Origin of the sequence: Nocardioides aestuarii, assembly GCF_039527245.1 — a bacterium.
GTDB lineage: Bacteria > Actinomycetota > Actinomycetes > Propionibacteriales > Nocardioidaceae > Nocardioides > Nocardioides aestuarii.
This window is the reverse complement of the sequence record NZ_BAAAJT010000002.1, coordinates 100,728-117,231: the sequence shown is the minus strand read 5'-3', so window position 1 is coordinate 117,231 and position 16,504 is coordinate 100,728. Positions and strand designations below refer to the sequence as shown.

Genomic DNA, 16,504 nt, shown 5'->3' with positions numbered 1-16,504 from the left:
GTCGCCCGGGTTGGGTTGGACCGTCCTCGCCCTCGTCTTCCTCGACGAGGTGCTGGCCGTCGTGGCGCTGGGCTACGCCTGGGGCTTGCTCGCTGCGGTCGTCGGCGTGGCGGTGTGGGGGATCTTCGCCTCGCCCAAGGCGCCTCTCGGCAACGCCGTCACGCGGCCGGTGGCGAAGGTCGTCGTGTTCGGAGCGGCGTCTGCCGGCCTGTGGCTCGCCGGGCACGAGGTGCTCGCGGTCGCGTTGCTCGTCTTCTCGGTGGTCGTCAACGCGCTGGCACTCCTGCCGGGCGTACGCGCGCTGGCGGTGGGAGCGACCGGCTAGGACACGAGGTCGACGACCCGGTGCGGGGGAGCGGCCTCGCGGCCCTGGAAGGTGAGGATGGCCGGGTTCACGACGCGCCCGTCGCGGACCTCGATGGCCCGGCGCAGCGTCTCGTCGGCCTCCCACGCAGCGGGCCCCTCGAGCACGCGTCGCAGGAAGGGGATCAGGGCGAGGCTGTTCTCCCAGGTCGCGGACTCCCAGAGGTAGGACGGGCTGTGGTCGACCGCGTAGTAGTCGAGGTTGCCGACCGCGAACATGGGGGAGTCGAAGGTCGTGGGCGTGGCCCACTCGAAGCCCATCCCCTCGTCGCACGACACGTCGACGACCAGGCTGCGGGGCCGGAAGAGCCCGGCGTCGGCCGTGGCGAGGTAGGTCAGCGGAGCCGAGGTGTCCTGGAAGGTGCAGTTCACCACCACGTCCCGCTCGGCCAGGAAGGCCGCCATCGGGACCCGGCCCGCGTCGGTGATCACGTGGCTCGGACGCCCGTGCTCCTCGTGGTCGATGTGCAGGATCCTCACTGAGTGGATGGGTGAGCCCACGGCTGCCACCCCGCGGCTGGTCAGCACGGACACGTCGTGCACCCCGAGCGCGTTCAGGGCCGTCACCGCCCCGCGGGCGGTGGCGCCGAACCCGATGACCACGGCGCGCAGCGGACGGCCGTAGCTGCCGGTGCGGCCCGTCAGCTGCAGGGCCTGGATCACCGAGCAGTAGCCCGCGAGCTCGTTGTTCTTGTGGAAGACGTGCACGCCGACGTGTCCGTCGCCGGTCCAGTGGTTCATCGCCTCGAAGGCGATCAGGGTCTGACCGCGGTCGATGGCGACCTGGGTGAGCCGGGGGTCCTGCACGCAGTGGGGCCAGCCCCAGAGCGTCGCGCCCCGGCCGAGCGACTCGAGGTCGGCGACCCGCGGCTTGGGCAGCAGGACGACGTCGGACCCGGCCAGGATCTCCTCCCGGGACGCGAGACCAGCCACGACCCCCGCGAGCTCGTCGTCGCTGCCGCCGAAGCGAGCGCCGTACCCGTGCTCCAGCGTGATCCTCGCGCGCAGGTCGGCGTCGAGGCCCGCCAGGTGCTCCGGGTGGAGGGGCAGGCGGTGCTCGTTCTCCTTCGCGGACGTACCGAGGACTCCGAGGCTCAGGAGAGGGGACGGGGACGGGTCGCTCACGGTGACTCCCGGGCTGGGGAGCCTGGATGACTCCGTACCGCCACCGTACGCCCCGGTCGACGGCCGGTAGCCTCGCGGCGTGCTCGACCGATTCAAGGCGTTCTGGCAGGGCGTCGTCCTCGCCCCCGTCGTCTCCCTCTTCCTGCGGCTCGGGATCAGCCCGGACGCCGTCACGCTCGTCGGCACCCTCGGTGTTGCCGCGGGAGCGCTCGTGTTCTTCCCGCAGGGGATGCTGTGGCAGGGGGTCGTGTTCATCACGGTCTTCGTGTTCAGCGACCTGGTCGACGGCCAGATGGCGCGCCGCTCCGGGAAGAGCTCGGTGTTCGGGGCCTTCTGGGACTCCACGCTCGACCGGGTCGGTGACGCCGCGATCTTCGGCGGCCTGCTGCTCTTCTTCGCCGGCCCGGGCGACTCCTTCCTCTACCTCTGCCTGTCGCTGTACTGCCTGGTCGCAGGGTCGCTGACCTCGTACGCGCGGGCCCGCGCCGAGGCGCTGGGCATGGACGCGAAGGGCGGCATCGCCGAGCGCGCCGACCGCCTCGTCGCGATCCTCGTCCTCACCTTCTTCGGGGACGTGCTCGGCCTGCCGGTGCTCTACGAGGCGACCCTCTGGCTGCTCGCCGCGGCCAGCACCTACACCGTGCTGTTCCGGATTCGGAAGGTACGCCGCCAGGCGCTCGGACGACCTCTGCCCGAGTAGGGGAGCGGGCGCCGCCGGTCCTACGATGTGGACATGAGCGAGAGCACCACCACCCCCGCCCAGCAGACCGGCACCTCGCGCGTGAAGCGCGGCATGGCCGAGATGCTGAAGGGCGGCGTCATCATGGACGTCGTCACCGCCGAGCAGGCCAAGATCGCGGAGGACGCCGGCGCCGTGGCCGTGATGGCCCTCGAGCGCGTGCCCGCCGACATCCGGGCCCAGGGCGGGGTGTCGCGGATGAGCGACCCCGACATGATCGACGGCATCGTCGAGGCCGTCTCCATCCCGGTGATGGCCAAGGCCCGCATCGGTCACTTCGCCGAGGCGCAGGTGCTCCAGAGCCTCGGCGTCGACTACATCGACGAGTCGGAGGTCCTCACCCCGGCCGACTACAGCAACCACATCGACAAGTGGGCCTTCACCGTCCCCTTCGTCTGCGGCGCGACCAACCTGGGCGAGGCGCTGCGCCGCATCACCGAGGGTGCGGCCATGATCCGCTCCAAGGGCGAGGCCGGCACCGGCGACGTCTCCAACGCCGTCACGCACATGCGCACGATCCGCGGCGAGCTCAACCGGCTCCACGGGATGGCCGAGGACGAGCTGTTCGTCGCGGCCAAGGAGCTGCAGGCGCCCTACGAGCTGGTCAAGGAGGTCGCGGCCGCGGGCACGCTGCCGGTCGTGCTCTTCACCGCCGGCGGCATCGCGACCCCGGCCGACGCGGCGATGATGATGCAGCTCGGCGCCGAGGGCGTCTTCGTGGGCTCGGGCATCTTCAAGTCCGGCAACCCCGCCCAGCGTGCCGAGGCGATCGTGAAGGCGACGACCTTCTACGACGACCCCGACGTGGTGGCCAAGGTCAGCCGCGGCCTGGGCGAGGCGATGGTCGGCATCAACGTCGACGACATCCCGGTGCCCCACCGGCTCGCCGAGCGGGGCTGGTGACCGGCCCCGGACCTGTCCGGCTGGTGCGGGCGCCGTCCCTGGCGCCCGCGCCGTACGCCGCCGCGTCCGTGGTCGGCCCGGGACACCTCGTGCTGACCGCCGGGGCATGCCCGCTCGACGCCGACGGCGTGGTCGTGCACCCCGGCGACGTCGCAGCGCAGGCACAGCAGGTGATGGACAACCTCGTGGTCGCCCTGGCCGCCGCCGGCTGCACGCTGGCCGACGTTGCGCGGACCACCGTCTATGTGGCCTCGTCCGACCGCGCCGACCTGGTGGCTGCCTGGGGGGTGGTGCGCGGTGCCTTCGGCGACCACGACCCGCCGAGCACGCTGCTCGGGGTCGCGGTGCTGGGCTACCCCGGCCAGCTGGTCGAGGTCGATGCGGTCGCGGTAGTCGAGAGTCGCCGTCCTACGCTGAGGGCGTGACCCACCAGCCGACCGTCGGCGTCTTCGCCCTCCAGGGCGACGTCCGCGAGCACGTCCACCTCCTCGAGGGACTGGGCGTCCGCGCCCTCGCCGTACGCCGCCCGAGCGAGCTCGACCACTGCGACGCCCTGGTGCTCCCCGGGGGCGAGTCGACGACGATGGCCAAGCTGGCCCGGATCTTCGAGCTCGACGACCCGATCCGGAAGCGGATCGCCGACGGCATGCCGACGCTCGGCACCTGCGCCGGGATGATCCTGCTCGCCGATCGGATCGAGGACGGCGCCTCCGGCCAGGAGACCTTCGGCGGGCTCGACGTCACCGTGCGCCGCAACGCGTTCGGTCGCCAGGTCGACTCCTTCGAGGGCGATCTCGCCTTCGACGGGCTCGACGAGCCCGTGCACGCGGTGTTCATCCGCGCCCCCTGGGTCGAGCGGGTCGGCGACGACGTCGAGGTGCTCGCCCGGGTGGCCGACGGCGAGGCCGCGGGTAGGATCGTCGCGGTCCGCCAGCGGCACCTGCTGGCGACGTCGTTCCACCCCGAGGTGAACGGCGACCCGCGGGTGCACCGGCTGCTCGTGGACCTGATCCCGACGTCGTAGAGAAGGAACGCATGTCCGGCCACTCCAAATGGGCGACCACGAAGCACAAGAAGGCCGTCATCGACGCCAAGCGCGGCAAGATGTTCGCCAAGCTCATCAAGAACATCGAGGTCGCGGCCCGGATGGGCGGCGGTGACCCCGCCGGCAACCCCACGCTCTACGACGCGATCCAGAAGGCCAAGAAGTCCTCGGTCCCCAACGACAACATCGACCGCGCGGTCAAGCGCGGGTCGGGCGCCGAGACCGGCGGTGCCGACTACCAGACGATCATGTACGAGGGCTACGGCCCCTCGGGCGTCGCGATGCTGATCGAGTGCCTCACCGACAACCGCAACCGCGCCGCCATGGAGGTCCGCACCGCCATGACCCGCAACGGCGGCTCGCTCGCCGACCCGGGCTCGGTGTCGTTCCTGTTCCACCGCAAGGGCGTCGTCGTCGTGCCGAAGTCCCAGGAGGGCACCGACGTCGACGAGGACGCCGTCCTTGAGGCCACGCTCGAGGCGGGTGCCGAGGACGTCAACGACCTCGGTGAGTCCTTCGAGGTCATCTCCGACTCCAGCGACCTCGTCGGCGTTCGTACGGCGCTGCAGGCCGCGGGCGTCGACTACGACTCGGCCGAGGCGTCCTTCGTCCCCGACATGCAGGTGGAGCTCGACGCCGACGCGGCCGCGAAGGTCTTCCGGCTCATCGACATCCTCGAGGACCTCGACGACGTCCAGAACATCTTCGCGAACTTCGACGTCCCCGACGCAGTGATGGCCGAGCTCGACGCCTGATCGGCGCCGAGCCCGGCCACCCGGGTGCTCGGCGGGTCAGCGCCGGTAGACCGTCACGACCGAGGGGCGCGGGAAGCCCTCGTCGTTCGGCCAGGTGCTGCTCTGGTCCTCGAACGTCGCGCCGTCGGTCTCGCCCGGGTGCTGCGGGGCGAGGAAGACGGTCAGCTGGTCGTCGCTGATGAACGGTCCGCAGCACTCCGCCCCGAACGGCGTGGACGCGAACTGCTGCACCTGTCCCCGGTTCGGCCCGCGGGTCGGGACCCGGAAGAGACCGTCGTTGCTGGCGAGCACGTTGCCGTCGGTGGAGATCCACAGGTTCCCGGCGCCGTCGAAGGCGACGTTGTCCGGGCAGCTGATCGGGCTGACCTGGTCCTTCGGGAAGTCCGCGAAGTAGGTCTCGGGGGCCTCGGGGTCGCCGCACACCAGCATCAGGCTCCACTGGAAGTCGGTGCCGGCGTGGTTGTCGTTGCCCGGCGTCATCTCGAGCACGTAGCCGTTGCGGTTGCCGCTCGCGCTCGTGAGCGGGGCGTCGGGGGCCGACCGCACCTGGGAGGTCGTGATCGGGTTCGCCTCGTCGGCAGGGAAGGTGGTGCCGCGGTTGGAGTTGTTGGTCAGCGCGGCGTAGACGCGGCCGTTGACCGGGTTGACCTCGACGTCCTCGGGGCGATCCATGCGGGTCGGGCTGACCGTGTCCGCCGCGAGCCGGGTGTTGAGCAGCACGTCGGCCACCGTCATGCCCTCGACGAACGACTCCGTGTCCGAGCAGAGCGGCAGCCAGCGACCGGTGCCGTCGTAGCGCTCGTCCTCGGCGCCGTCGCCGGCGAAGCGCGCGACGTAGAGCGTCCCGGTCAGCAGCAGCTGCATGTTGGCCTTGCGCGCCTTCCTGGTGCCGCTGCCGTCGAAGGTGCCGGCGGAGACGAAGCGGTAGATGTAGTCACCGCGCTCGTCGTCGCCCATGTAGGCGACCGCCTTGCCGTTGCTGGCGATCGTGACGTTCGCTCCCTCGTGCTTGAAGCGGCCGAGCATGGTGTGCTTGCGCGGCGTCGAGGTCGGGTCGTAGGGGTCGAGCTCGACGACCCAGCCGAAGCGGTAGGGCTCGTTCGGCTCGTTCTGCATCGAGAACCGGGGCTCGATCGAGCTCCAGCCGCGACCGGCGCCGCCGCTGATGCCGTAGCGGGCGTACTCCGCCTCGTACTCGGCCGGGCGGGTTCCCTCGAAGTACTGGTTGAAGTTCTCCTCGCCCGACAGGATCGTGCCCCACGGGGTACGGCCGCCGGAGCAGTTGTTGAGCGTGCCCTTCACCGTGGTGCCGGTGGCGTCCTCGCTGGTCTTGAGCCGGTCGTCCCCGGCCGCCGGGCCGACGAGCTCGAAGTCCGAGCCCACGTGGAGGCGGCGGTTGAGCGTGGTGTTGGCGACCTTGGCACGGCGCCACGAGCCCTTCCTGGCCCCACGCACGATCTCGACGACCGACAAGCCGTGGGAGGCCATGGCGACACCCTTGACCACGTCGGCGTCGGTGCCCGTCGGGAACATCAGGTTCTCGTCGGTGTACTCGTGGTTGGTCACGAGCACGGCGCGCTTCTGCTTGGTGGGGTGGGGGAGCACGCCCACGTAGTCGTTGTTGTAGCCGAACTGCTGGGCGGCCGCCTCAGGCGTCTGGTTGCGGACGTCGAACCGTGGGGCGCCCTTCTCGACCCGGTCGCCCCAGCTGATCAGCACGTCGGCCCTGAAGCCGCGGGGGACCGTGACCTTGTCGTCGCGGTTCGGGGCGACCGGGGTGAAGGCCCACCCCCCGGCTCCCCGGGCGCTGACCGCGGCCGCTGCGAGCGGGGCCTGGCCCGCGGCCACGCCGGTGAGCGTGAGGGCGCCGGCACCGACGGCGGCGGTCTTGATGAGCGAACGGCGCGCGAGGGCGGTCGCGGCGATCTCGTGGAACTCGGGGTTGTCCGTGGTGTTCGGGACCGGCCGGTCGCAGGCGTTGCCGCAGCGGAAGTGGCAGGTCATGTGGCTGCGCGAGCCGTGGCGCACGTCGGTGTGGAGCGGCAGGAGACGCCGGGTGGGCGTGGTGGTCATCGATCCTCCGGGAGAATGGGTGGTCGTCGCAGCCTCATCGCGACAAGGGAGGAGCAGGTGACTCCCGGGTGAACGACACGCGAAGCGTGGCCCACCGGTGCGGGGTTGACCTCACGTGCACCTGAGGTGCCACGGTGGCCCGATGAGCGCCTTCGACCTGGACGGCTACCTGACCCACCTCGGCGTGGTGGCCCGTGAGCCCACGGTCGACGCGCTGGGCGAGCTCCAGGCGGCGCACGCACGGTGCCACGGCTTCGACAACGTCGACGTCCTGCTCGAGCAGCATCCCGGGGTCGAGCTCGACGCGGTCGTCGAGAAGTTCGTGGGCCGCGGCCGCGGTGGCTACTGCTTCGAGCACGCCACGTTGTTCCACGCGGCGCTCCTCGGCCTCGGCTACGACGTGACCCTGCGGCTCGCCCGGGTCGGTGACCCCTGGCTGGCGGCGCGCACCCACCTCGACATGGTCGTGGTCCTCGACGGGGACCCGTGGCTGGTCGACCCCGGCATCGGTGTCCCGCCGCTGGGTCCGATCCGGCTCGAGGACGGTGCGCGACTGGAGGGCGGGGTGTGGACCCACGAGGTGCGCAGGGACCAGGCGGGCTGGCAGCTGTGGCGCGAGCGGTCGGCGGGCTGGGAGCTGATGCACACGACCGACGACGAGCCGGTGCGTCCCGTCGACGTGCGGATGGGGCACCACTGGACCTCGACCCACCCCTCCTCCCACTTCCGCAGCACGCTCACCGTCGCCCAGCACGGCGTCGCCGCCGACGGCACCGCCGTGCACACCACGGTGAGCCTCGAGGGGGTGACCGAGCGGCGCGCGGGCGGCGCCGCCGTACGGCGTCCGCTCGACCTCGACGAGCTGCCCGGCCTGCTCACCGGCCTCGGCGCCGGGCTGGACGAGTCGGAGACAACCCGGCTGGTCCGGCGCGTCGGCGACCTGCTCCGTGACCGGGGCGTCTAGCGTGGACACGAACACCTGTTCGGACGCCCAGGAAACGGATGGAGAGGGGAGGGGTCACCGTGCGCGTGCTCGGGATCGACCCCGGACTCACCCGCTGCGGCATCGGCGTGGTCGAGGGGATCGTCGGCCGGCCGCTCACCCTCGTCGACGTCAACGTGCTGCGGACGTCCGCCTCGGTGCCGATCGCCCAGCGGCTGGTGACGATCGAACGCGGCATCGACGCGTGGCTCGACGAGTACTCGCCCGACGCGGTGGCCGTCGAGCGGGTCTTCGCCCGGTCCGACTCCAGCACCATCATGGGCACCGCCCAGGCCAGCGGCATCGCGCTCGTCGCGGCTGCCCGGCGGGGCCTGCCCGTCGCGACCTACACGCCGAGTGAGGTCAAGGCCGCGGTGTCCGGCAGCGGTCGCGCCGACAAGGCGCAGGTCGGGGCGATGGTGACCCGCATCCTGCGGCTCGACGCCCCCCCGAAGCCGGCTGACGCCGCCGACGCGCTCGCGCTGGCGGTCACCCACGTGTGGCGCGGTGGAGCCCGCGCCCGGATCGACGCGGCCGTCGCCGCGGGGAGGACCCCATGATCGCCTTCGTACGCGGCCAGGTGGCCACTGTCGGACTCACCTCGGCCGTGGTCGAGGTCGGTGGCGTCGGGCTCGAGCTGCTGTGCACCCCGGGCACCCTCGCGACGCTCCGCCCGGGGCAGTCCACGACGCTGCCGACGAGCATGGTCGTGCGCGAGGACTCCCTCACCCTCTTCGGCTTCCTCGACGACGACGAGCGCTCGACCTTCGAGCTCGTCCAGACTGCCTCGGGGGTCGGCCCCAAGCTGGCGCAGGCGATGGTCGCGGTGCTCTCCCCGGAGGACCTCCGCACGGCGGTCGCCCACGAGGACGTGAAGACCCTCACCCGGGTGCCCGGGATCGGCCAGAAGGGCGCCCAGCGGATCATCCTGGAGCTGCGCGACCGGATCGGCGCGCCCACCGGCGTCCCGAGCGGGTCGCCGGCGACCGCCGCCGCCCAGGCCGACTGGCGCGGACAGGTCCAGCAGGGTCTGGTCGGGCTCGGCTGGTCGGTCAAGGAGGCCGACAGGGCGGTCGAGACGGTCGCCGTGACCGTGGACGACACCTCCGGTGACGCCCCCGACGTCGGCGCGCTCCTGCGGGCGGCCCTGCGTACCCTCAGCAAGGCGTGAGCGACCCAGGCGTGGAGGAGGCGGACGTGACCGAGCAGGGCTGGCCCGGCACCGGGACCCACGACCCGCTGACCGCGGCGGAGGAGGCCCACCTGCACTCGCTCACCGTGGCCGAGGCCGACGGCGACGAGCGCGCCGTCGAGGCCGCACTGCGCCCGCGGACGCTCGACGAGGTGGTGGGCCAGCAGCGGGTGCGCGCCCAGCTCGGCCTGGTCCTCGAGGCGGCGCGGCGGCGCGAGCGCGCCCCCGACCACGTCCTGCTCTCGGGGCCGCCGGGACTCGGCAAGACCACGCTGGCGATGATCATCGCCGCAGAGATGACCGCCCCGTTGCGACTGACCAGCGGCCCGGCCATCACCCACGCCGGCGACCTCGCGGCGATCCTCTCGGGGATGAACGAGGGCGACGTGCTCTTCGTCGACGAGATCCACCGGATGTCCCGTCCGGCCGAGGAGATGCTCTACCTCGCGATGGAGGACTTCCGGGTCGATGTGGTGATCGGCAAGGGCCCTGGTGCCACCGCGATCCCGCTCGAGATCCCGCCGTTCACGCTGGTCGGTGCCACGACCCGAGCCGGCCTGTTGCCCGGACCGCTGCGCGACCGCTTCGGGTTCACCGGCCACCTCGAGTTCTACGAGCCCGACGAGCTCGAGCTGATCGTGCGCCGCTCCGCGGGGCTGCTGGGCGTCGAGCTGACGGACGACGGTGCCTCCGAGATCGCCTCACGCTCGCGGGGCACGCCGCGGATCGCCAACCGGCTGCTCCGCCGGGTCCGCGACTACGCCCAGGTCCGTGCCGACGGCGTGGTCACGCTCGACGTCGCCGGCAAGGCCCTCGACCTCTACGAGGTCGACGAGTCGGGCCTCGACCGGCTCGACCGTGCCGTCCTCGACGTGCTCTGCCGCCGGTTCGGCGGGGGACCGGTCGGCATCTCCACGCTCGCGGTGGGCGTGGGGGAGGAGCGCGAGACGGTCGAGGAGGTCGCCGAGCCGTTCCTGGTCCGCCAGGGCCTCCTCGCGCGGACGCCGCGGGGCCGGGTCGCGACGCCGGCGGCGTGGCTCCACCTCGGTCTCGAGGTGCCCTCGTCACAGGAACCGACCCTCTTCGAGGACTGATGCCGGGGCCGCTGTGGCCCCAGTTACACTTCACCGTTGGCCGACCGGGTCCCCGGTCAGGCCTGCCCTGCACCCCCATCGGAGAGGTCTCGTCGTGGAGTTGCTGCCGATCATCGGCATCGCCGTGTTGTTCTGGTTCATGATCATCCGCCCCCAGCAGAGGCAGCGGAAGGCCGTCCAGAGCATGCAGGCGGCCCTCGAGCCCGGCACCGAGGTCATGCTGACCTCCGGCGTCTACGGCACCATCTCGCGGATCGAGGACGAGAAGGTCTGGGTCGACGTCGCGGACGGCGTGACGCTGACAGTGGCCAAGGGTGCCGTCGGCCAGGTCGTGCAGCCGCGCGGGTCCGAGGTCGAGCCCGCCGCCGACCGCGAGGACGACCAGCCCTCCCAGGACGCCTGACCGTGGCGCGGAGGCGGCGTCCGGGCCGTACCCTGCTCGGATTCTTCGTCGGTCTGGCCCTCGCCTACGGCCTCGTGGCCCTCACGGGCACCTGGACGCCGACCCTGGGCCTCGACCTCCAGGGCGGGACCCGCATCACCCTCATCGCCCAGGGGAACCCGTCCGAGGACAACCTGGTCGAGGCCTCCGAGATCATCGACCAGCGCGTCAACGGCTCGGGCGTCTCCGAGGCCGAGGTGACGACCCAGGGCAACCAGTTCGTGGTCGTCGAGATCCCCGGCGAGAGCCCCGACAACCTGCGCGAGACCGTCGAGCGCCAGGCCCAGCTGCGCTTCCGTGTCGTCGCCTGCACCTCGGCCGACGGCCGCTGCGGCGCGGCGACGGCCCCGACCGCTCCCACCGACCCCGAGGCGTCGACCTCGCCCGGCGCCGGCGTGACCGCGCCCTCGAAGCCGGGCAAGACCGGCAAGAACGACCAGCAGAACGGCTCGAACCGTCCGCCGGTCGCCTTCGCCGAGAAGGACAAGAACGGTCAGGGCGCCACCGACGAGCCCACCGCCGACCCGACCGACGAGCCCACCGACGGGGCCAGCGAGCCGGCGCAGCCCGATGCCGAGGGCGGCTACGGCGACCCGTTGACCTGGATGGATGCCCCCGACGAGGCCTCGATCCAGGCGTTCCAGGACTACCAGTGCCCGCCGGCGGGGGACACCGCGCTGGTCGAGGACGACCCCGACAAGCCCTTGGTCACCTGTGACGACCAGGGCATCAAGTACCTCCTCTCGCCCGCGTTGATCGAGGGCACCGAGCTGGCCGGCGCCGACGCCGGCATCCCCCAGTCGCAGTTCGACTGGGTCGTGTCGCTCGACTTCGACAGCTCCGGCACCAGCAAGTTCACCGAGATCTCGCGCGCCCTCTACGGCACCGAGAAGCAGTTCGCGATCGTGCTCGACGGCCAGGTGCTGTCCGCGCCGACGATGGACGCGGTCATCACCAACGGCCGCGCCGAGATCAGCGGCAACTTCACCGAGCAGTCCGCCACCAGCCTTGCGACGAGCCTCAAGTTCGGCGCCCTGCCGATCGCGTTCGAGCCGGACCCGCCGGTGGAGACCGTCGGTCCCTCGCTGGCCGGCAACCAGCTCTCCGCGGGCCTGTGGGCCGGCGGCATCGGCCTGCTGCTGGTGATGGTCTACTGCCTCTTCTACTACCGCGGCCTCGGGCTCGTCGTGATCGCGTCGCTCGGCGTGGCCGCTGCGGCGACCTACGCGATGGTGCTGCTGCTCAGCGAGAGCGCGAACTTCACGCTGTCGCTCCCGGGCATCGCCGGCCTGATCGTGGCCGTCGGCATCACCGCCGACTCGTTCATCGTCTACTTCGAGCGGATGCGTGACGAGATGCGCGACGGCAAGTCGATGCCGGTCGCGGTCGAGGCCGGCTGGGCTCGGGCGCGCAACACCTGCCTCGCGGCCGACACCGTGTCGCTGCTCGCCGCACTGGTTCTCTACATCTTCGCGGCAGGCGTGGTGAAGGGCTTCGCGTTCGCCCTCGGCCTGTCGACCCTGATCGACCTCGTGGTGTTCTTCTGGTTCACCCACCCGATGGTGTCGTGGCTGGCGAGGTACAAGTTCTTCAACGGCGGCCACCGCCTCTCCGGCCTGTCGGCCGAGACGCTGGGCGTCGACTCGATCGCGACGGCCCGGCCGGCGCGCGTGGGAGGGAGGGCCTGATGGGACGCTTCTCCAGGCTCGGCAACGACCTCTACAACGGTCGCAAGTCGATCGACTTCGTCGGGCGCCGCTGGCTCTGGTACGCCCTGTCCGGCGTCATCGTGGTCGTGGCGATCGCCGGGCTCGGCGTGCGCGGTCTCGACTACGGCATCGAGTTCACCGGCGGCGCCGAGTTCCGCGTCTCGGTGGCGGCCAGCGAGGCGACCCAGGACACGGCCGACGAGCTGCGCCAGGCCGTGGCCGGCACCGGCATCGACGCCGCTTCCAACCCGGTCGTCACGACGTCGGGGTCCGAGGCGATCCTCGTGCAGACCGAGCCCCTCACCTCCGACGAGAGCGACCAGGTCAGCCAGATCCTCCTCGACACCACCGGGGCCGCGGCCGGCGACCTGTCGCAGACCGAGCTGGGGGCGAGCTGGGGCGAGCGGATCGCCCAGCGGGCGCTGATCGGTCTCGCGGTCTTCCTCGTCCTCGTGGTGCTCTTCATCTGGGCCTACTTCCGCGAGTGGAAGATGTCGGTCGCCGCGCTCGTCGCCCTCGCCCACGACGTCCTGATCACGGTCGGCGTCTACTCGATCTCGGGCTTCGAGGTGACCCCGGCGACCGTCACGGGCGTGCTCACGATCCTCGGGTTCTCGCTCTACGACACCGTCGTCGTCTTCGACAAGGTCCGCGAGAACACCAAGCACATGCGCGAGACCCACATGAGCTACGCGCAGGCCGCGAACCTGGCGGTCAACCAGACCCTGGTGCGGTCGATCAACACCTCGATCGTGGCGCTCATCCCGGTCGGCGCGATCCTCTACGTCAGCGCCGTCCAGCTCGGGTCGGGCAACCTCCAGGACCTCGCGCTCGCGCTCTTCGTCGGCATGGCCGCCGGCGCCTACTCCTCGATCTTCATCGCGACTCCCCTCCTGGTCCACATGAAGTCGGGGGAGACCGAGGTGCAGCTCGCCGAGCGGCGGGCCAGGGCACGCGAGAAGGCCAAGGCCGACCGTTATGCCGCCGTGCCGTCCTTCTCCGAGGGCATGGCGGTCACCGACGACCCGGAGGCCACCCCGGCACCGCGCGCCACCTCCGACGCCGAGGCACCGGTCGCGGCGCCGACCGCACGGCAGCCCGCTGCCGGGAAGGGGCGCACGGCGCCGGCCTCCCAGCGCCCCGTGAGCCGCAGCGGCTCGTCGGGCCGCAACCAGCCGAGCCGCTCGACCAAGTCGAAGCGGGGGCGCAGGTGAGCCGCGAGATGGCGCGCTCCGCGCTGGAGCGCCTCGTCGTCGACGTCCCGGACTTCCCGGAGCCAGGCATCGTCTTCAAGGACATCAGCCCGGTCCTCGCCGACCACGACGCGTTCACCGTCGTCATCGGCGCGCTGGCCCAGTCGGGTCGCGACGACCAGGGCCGCGTCGTCGTCGACAAGGTCGTCGGCATGGAGGCCCGCGGGTTCATCCTTGCTGCGCCGGTCGCACTCGCGCTCGGATGCGGGTTCGTCCCGGTCCGCAAGGCGGGGAAGCTCCCTCGGGAGACCCACGCGGTCTCCTACGAGCTCGAGTACGGCCGGGCGACCCTCGAGCTCCATCGCGACGCGATCGCTCCGGGCGACCGGGTGCTCCTGGTCGACGACGTGCTCGCCACCGGCGGCACGGTGGCTGCCACCAACCAGCTGGTCGAGCAGTGCGGCGGCACGCCCCACGCGGTGTCGGTCCTCATGGAGCTCGGGTTCCTCGACGGTCGCAGCAAGGCCGACGGCGTACCCGTCGACAGCCTCCTGACCATCTGACTCCCGGACGCCACCACCAGGCGCCCGCCTACACTGACGGCATGGCGGAGGACCAGGCAGCGACGAGCACCGAGCCGGCCCCGTCTGCGCGCAGCATGCGTGCGCGTCTGGCCCGGATGGGCACCCGCAGCCAGCCCGGCAACCCGGTGCTCGAGCCGTTGTTCCGCGCCGTGCGGACCAACCACCCGAAGGCCGACCTGGCGCTGCTGGAGCGTGCCTACACGACCGCGGAGCGGCACCACGGCACCCAGATGCGCAAGAGCGGTGACCCCTACATCACGCACCCGCTCGCTGTGACGACGATCCTCGCCGACATGGGCATGACCGAGCCGACCCTGGTCGCCGCCCTGCTCCACGACACCGTCGAGGACACGCCCTACACGCTGGAGGAGCTCACGGGCGACTTCGGCGAGGAGGTGGCGCTGCTCGTCGACGGCGTGACCAAGCTCGACAAGGTCAAGTACGGCGACTCGGCCCAGGCCGAGACCATCCGGAAGATGATCGTCGCGATGTCGCGCGACATCCGGGTGCTGGTCATCAAGCTCGCGGACCGGCTCCACAACATGCGCACGCTGCGCTACGTCAAGCGCGAGTCGCAGGAGCGGACAGCCCGCGAGACGCTCGACATCTACGCCCCGCTGGCCCACCGCCTCGGCATGAACACCATCAAGTGGGAGCTCGAGGACCTCGCGTTCGCGACGCTGCACCCCAAGATCTACGACGAGATCGTGCGGATGGTGGCCGAGCGGGCACCCTCGCGCGGCCAGTTCCTCGGCCAGGTGATCAAGCAGGTCGAGAACGACCTCAAGGACGCCAAGATCAAGGCGAAGGTCACCGGCCGACCGAAGCACTACTACTCGATCTACCAGAAGATGATCGTCGGCGGCCGCGAGTTCTCCGACATCTACGACCTGGTCGGCGTGCGGATCCTCGTCGACACCGACCGCGACACCTACTCCGCCCTCGGCGTGCTCCACTCGCGCTGGAACCCGGTCCTCGGTCGGTTCAAGGACTACGTCGCGATGCCGAAGTTCAACATGTACCAGTCGCTCCACACGACCGTCATCGGCCCGCAGGGCAAGCCGGTGGAGCTCCAGATCCGGACCTTCGCCCAGCACCGCCGGGCCGAGTACGGCGTCGCGGCGCACTGGAAGTACAAGGAGGACGGCCGCAACGGGGTCGACACCGAGCGCCGCGCCGATGTCGACGACATGACCTGGATGCGCCAGCTCCTCGACTGGCAGAACGACGTCGAGGACCCGGGCGAGTTCCTGGAGTCGCTGCGCTTCGAGATCAACCGTGCCGAGGTCTACGTCTTCACCCCCCGGGGCGACGTCGTCGCGCTGCCCACCGGCGCGACCCCGGTCGACTTCGCCTATGCCGTCCACACCGAGGTCGGCCACCACACCATCGGCGCCCGGGTGAACGGGCGCCTCGTGCCGCTGGAGTCGACGCTCGAGAACTCCGACGTCGTCGAGATCTTCACCTCGAAGTCGCCGACCGCCGCTCCCTCGCGCGACTGGCTGACCTTCGTGAAGTCGCCGCGGGCGCGCAACAAGATCCGCCAGTGGTTCACCAAGGAGCGGCGCGAGGAGGCGATCGAGGACGGCAAGGACCAGATCGCCAAGCTGATGCGCAAGGAGGGGCTGCCCCTCCAGCGCCTGCTCTCCCACGACACGCTGACCCTGGTCGCGCTCCACTTCAAGCTGGCCGACGTCTCGGCGCTCTACGCCGCGGTCGGCGAGGGCAACGTCAGCGCCCAGGCCGTCGTACGGCGCGTCATCGACCTCAACGGCGGCGACGCCGGAGCTGCGGAGGACCTGTCCGAGGCCGTCACCATCACGGGCCGCAGCCGGTCGAAGATCCCGGCCGCCGGCGACACCGGGGTGATCGTCAAGGGCGCACCGGAGGTCTGGGTGAAGCTCGCGAAGTGCTGCACCCCGGTCCCGCCCGACGACATCCTCGGCTTCGTCACCAAGGGCGGGGGAGTCTCGGTCCACCGCAAGGACTGCACCAACGCCTCGAGCCTGCTCAGCCAGCCCGAACGGGTCCAGGAGGTCGAGTGGGCGCCCACCGGCCAGTCGATGTTCCTGGTCAACATCCAGGTCGAGGCACTCGACCGCGCCCGGCTGCTCTCCGACATCACGATGGCGCTCTCCGACGCCCACGTGAACATCCTCAGCGCCAACCTGTCGACGACCCGCGACCGGGTGGCGAAGAGCAGGTTCTCGTTCGAGATGGCCGAGAGCAAGCACCTCGACAACGTGCTGCGCGCCGTCCGTGCCGTCCCCGGCGTCTTCGACGCCTACCGCATCACCAGCTGACC

17 protein-coding genes are annotated in these 16,504 nt (G+C 71.3%); 15 read left to right on the top strand and 2 right to left on the bottom strand.

The features are described 5' to 3' along the window. Window positions 1-10: 10 nt before the first annotated feature. Window positions 11-325: a DUF2568 domain-containing protein gene (locus ABD091_RS00650; RefSeq protein WP_343915176.1), complete on the top strand. Its 315-nt coding sequence runs from the start codon at window positions 11-13 to the stop codon at window positions 323-325. Here ABD091_RS00650 and ABD091_RS00645 read toward each other — a convergent pair. Then, window positions 322-1,488, bottom strand: a complete 1,167-nt coding sequence (locus ABD091_RS00645; RefSeq protein WP_343915175.1) for a N(5)-(carboxyethyl)ornithine synthase — start codon at window positions 1,486-1,488, stop codon at window positions 322-324. The genes ABD091_RS00650 and ABD091_RS00645 overlap by 4 nt on opposite strands. Before the next feature lie 79 nt (window positions 1,489-1,567). Here ABD091_RS00645 and pgsA point away from each other — a divergent pair, with 79 nt between their 5' ends. Genes pgsA through ABD091_RS00620 form a run of 5 tightly spaced genes read left to right on the top strand, consistent with a single transcriptional unit; the run spans window position 1,568 to window position 4,930 of the window. Further along, window positions 1,568-2,188, top strand: coding sequence for a phosphatidylinositol phosphate synthase (pgsA, locus tag ABD091_RS00640; RefSeq protein WP_343915174.1), 621 nt, complete (start codon window positions 1,568-1,570; stop codon window positions 2,186-2,188). A 33-nt stretch (window positions 2,189-2,221) separates the two neighbouring features. Further along, window positions 2,222-3,130 carry a pyridoxal 5'-phosphate synthase lyase subunit PdxS gene (gene pdxS / locus ABD091_RS00635; protein WP_343915173.1) on the top strand — a complete coding sequence of 303 codons (909 nt, stop codon included), beginning with the start codon at window positions 2,222-2,224 and terminating at the stop codon, window positions 3,128-3,130. Continuing rightward, on the top strand, window positions 3,127-3,555 hold the full coding sequence (locus ABD091_RS00630; RefSeq protein ID WP_343915171.1) for a RidA family protein: 429 nt from the start codon (window positions 3,127-3,129) through the stop codon (window positions 3,553-3,555). Before pdxS ends, ABD091_RS00630 begins: the two co-directional genes overlap by 4 nt. Further along, a complete protein-coding gene (pdxT, locus tag ABD091_RS00625) occupies window positions 3,552-4,154 on the top strand; it encodes a pyridoxal 5'-phosphate synthase glutaminase subunit PdxT (protein WP_343915170.1) in 603 nt (200 codons plus the stop codon). Before ABD091_RS00630 ends, pdxT begins: the two co-directional genes overlap by 4 nt. Before the next feature lie 11 nt (window positions 4,155-4,165). Beyond that, window positions 4,166-4,930 carry a YebC/PmpR family DNA-binding transcriptional regulator gene (locus ABD091_RS00620; RefSeq protein ID WP_343915169.1) on the top strand — a complete coding sequence of 255 codons (765 nt, stop codon included), beginning with the start codon at window positions 4,166-4,168 and terminating at the stop codon, window positions 4,928-4,930. Window positions 4,931-4,966: 36 nt separating this feature from the next. Here ABD091_RS00620 and ABD091_RS00615 read toward each other — a convergent pair whose 3' ends face one another. Next, window positions 4,967-7,003 (bottom strand): PhoX family protein, encoded by a 2,037-nt coding sequence (locus tag ABD091_RS00615; protein ID WP_343915168.1) that lies wholly within the window; start codon window positions 7,001-7,003, stop codon window positions 4,967-4,969. Between the two features lie 142 nt (window positions 7,004-7,145). On the opposite strand from ABD091_RS00615, the gene ABD091_RS00610 reads away from it, so the two are divergent. The 9 genes from ABD091_RS00610 (at window position 7,146) to ABD091_RS00570 (ending at window position 16,502) form a co-directional block, all read left to right on the top strand. Then, window positions 7,146-7,967 carry an arylamine N-acetyltransferase family protein gene (locus ABD091_RS00610; RefSeq protein WP_343915167.1) on the top strand — a complete coding sequence of 274 codons (822 nt, stop codon included), beginning with the start codon at window positions 7,146-7,148 and terminating at the stop codon, window positions 7,965-7,967. Between the two features lie 38 nt (window positions 7,968-8,005). Beyond that, window positions 8,006-8,545 carry a crossover junction endodeoxyribonuclease RuvC gene (gene ruvC / locus ABD091_RS00605; protein WP_343915166.1) on the top strand — a complete coding sequence of 180 codons (540 nt, stop codon included), beginning with the start codon at window positions 8,006-8,008 and terminating at the stop codon, window positions 8,543-8,545. Then, window positions 8,542-9,156: a Holliday junction branch migration protein RuvA gene (ruvA, locus tag ABD091_RS00600; protein WP_343915165.1), complete on the top strand. Its 615-nt coding sequence runs from the start codon at window positions 8,542-8,544 to the stop codon at window positions 9,154-9,156. The genes ruvC and ruvA overlap by 4 nt, the downstream gene beginning before the upstream one ends. Before the next feature lie 92 nt (window positions 9,157-9,248). Next, the gene (gene ruvB / locus ABD091_RS00595) at window positions 9,249-10,271 is read left to right on the top strand and encodes a Holliday junction branch migration DNA helicase RuvB (RefSeq protein WP_379189213.1); all 1,023 of its coding nucleotides are present in this window, start codon (window positions 9,249-9,251) and stop codon (window positions 10,269-10,271) included. Window positions 10,272-10,365: 94 nt separating this feature from the next. After that, entirely contained in the window at window positions 10,366-10,674 is a 309-nt protein-coding gene (gene yajC / locus ABD091_RS00590) for a preprotein translocase subunit YajC (protein WP_343915164.1), read from the top strand. Between the two features lie 2 nt (window positions 10,675-10,676). Continuing rightward, window positions 10,677-12,401: a protein translocase subunit SecD gene (secD, locus tag ABD091_RS00585; RefSeq protein ID WP_343915163.1), complete on the top strand. Its 1,725-nt coding sequence runs from the start codon at window positions 10,677-10,679 to the stop codon at window positions 12,399-12,401. Beyond that, window positions 12,401-13,636, top strand: coding sequence for a protein translocase subunit SecF (gene secF / locus ABD091_RS00580; protein WP_343915162.1), 1,236 nt, complete (start codon window positions 12,401-12,403; stop codon window positions 13,634-13,636). The genes secD and secF overlap by 1 nt, the downstream gene beginning before the upstream one ends. Window positions 13,637-13,644: 8 nt before the next feature. Continuing rightward, window positions 13,645-14,178: an adenine phosphoribosyltransferase gene (locus ABD091_RS00575; RefSeq protein WP_343920843.1), complete on the top strand. Its 534-nt coding sequence runs from the start codon at window positions 13,645-13,647 to the stop codon at window positions 14,176-14,178. A gap of 95 nt (window positions 14,179-14,273) precedes the next feature. Continuing rightward, on the top strand, window positions 14,274-16,502 hold the full coding sequence (locus ABD091_RS00570) for a RelA/SpoT family protein (protein WP_343920841.1): 2,229 nt from the start codon (window positions 14,274-14,276) through the stop codon (window positions 16,500-16,502). Window positions 16,503-16,504: the final 2 nt, after the last annotated feature.

Bases quoted from the DNA above. Each gene is read 5' to 3' on its own strand.
- pdxS (WP_343915173.1), top strand. From the start codon at position 2,222: ATGAGCGAGAGCACCACCACCCCCGCCCAGCAGACCGGCACCTCGCGC.
- ABD091_RS00620 (WP_343915169.1), top strand. From the start codon at position 4,166: ATGTCCGGCCACTCCAAATGGGCGACCACGAAGCACAAGAAGGCCGTC.
- ABD091_RS00615 (WP_343915168.1), bottom strand. From the start codon at position 7,003: ATGACCACCACGCCCACCCGGCGTCTCCTGCCGCTCCACACCGACGTG.
- ABD091_RS00610 (WP_343915167.1), top strand. From the start codon at position 7,146: ATGAGCGCCTTCGACCTGGACGGCTACCTGACCCACCTCGGCGTGGTG.
- ruvC (WP_343915166.1), top strand. From the start codon at position 8,006: ATGGAGAGGGGAGGGGTCACCGTGCGCGTGCTCGGGATCGACCCCGGA.
- ruvA (WP_343915165.1), top strand. From the start codon at position 8,542: ATGATCGCCTTCGTACGCGGCCAGGTGGCCACTGTCGGACTCACCTCG.
- secF (WP_343915162.1), top strand. From the start codon at position 12,401: ATGGGACGCTTCTCCAGGCTCGGCAACGACCTCTACAACGGTCGCAAG.
- ABD091_RS00575 (WP_343920843.1), top strand. From the start codon at position 13,645: ATGGCGCGCTCCGCGCTGGAGCGCCTCGTCGTCGACGTCCCGGACTTC.
- ABD091_RS00570 (WP_343920841.1), top strand. From the start codon at position 14,274: ATGCGTGCGCGTCTGGCCCGGATGGGCACCCGCAGCCAGCCCGGCAAC.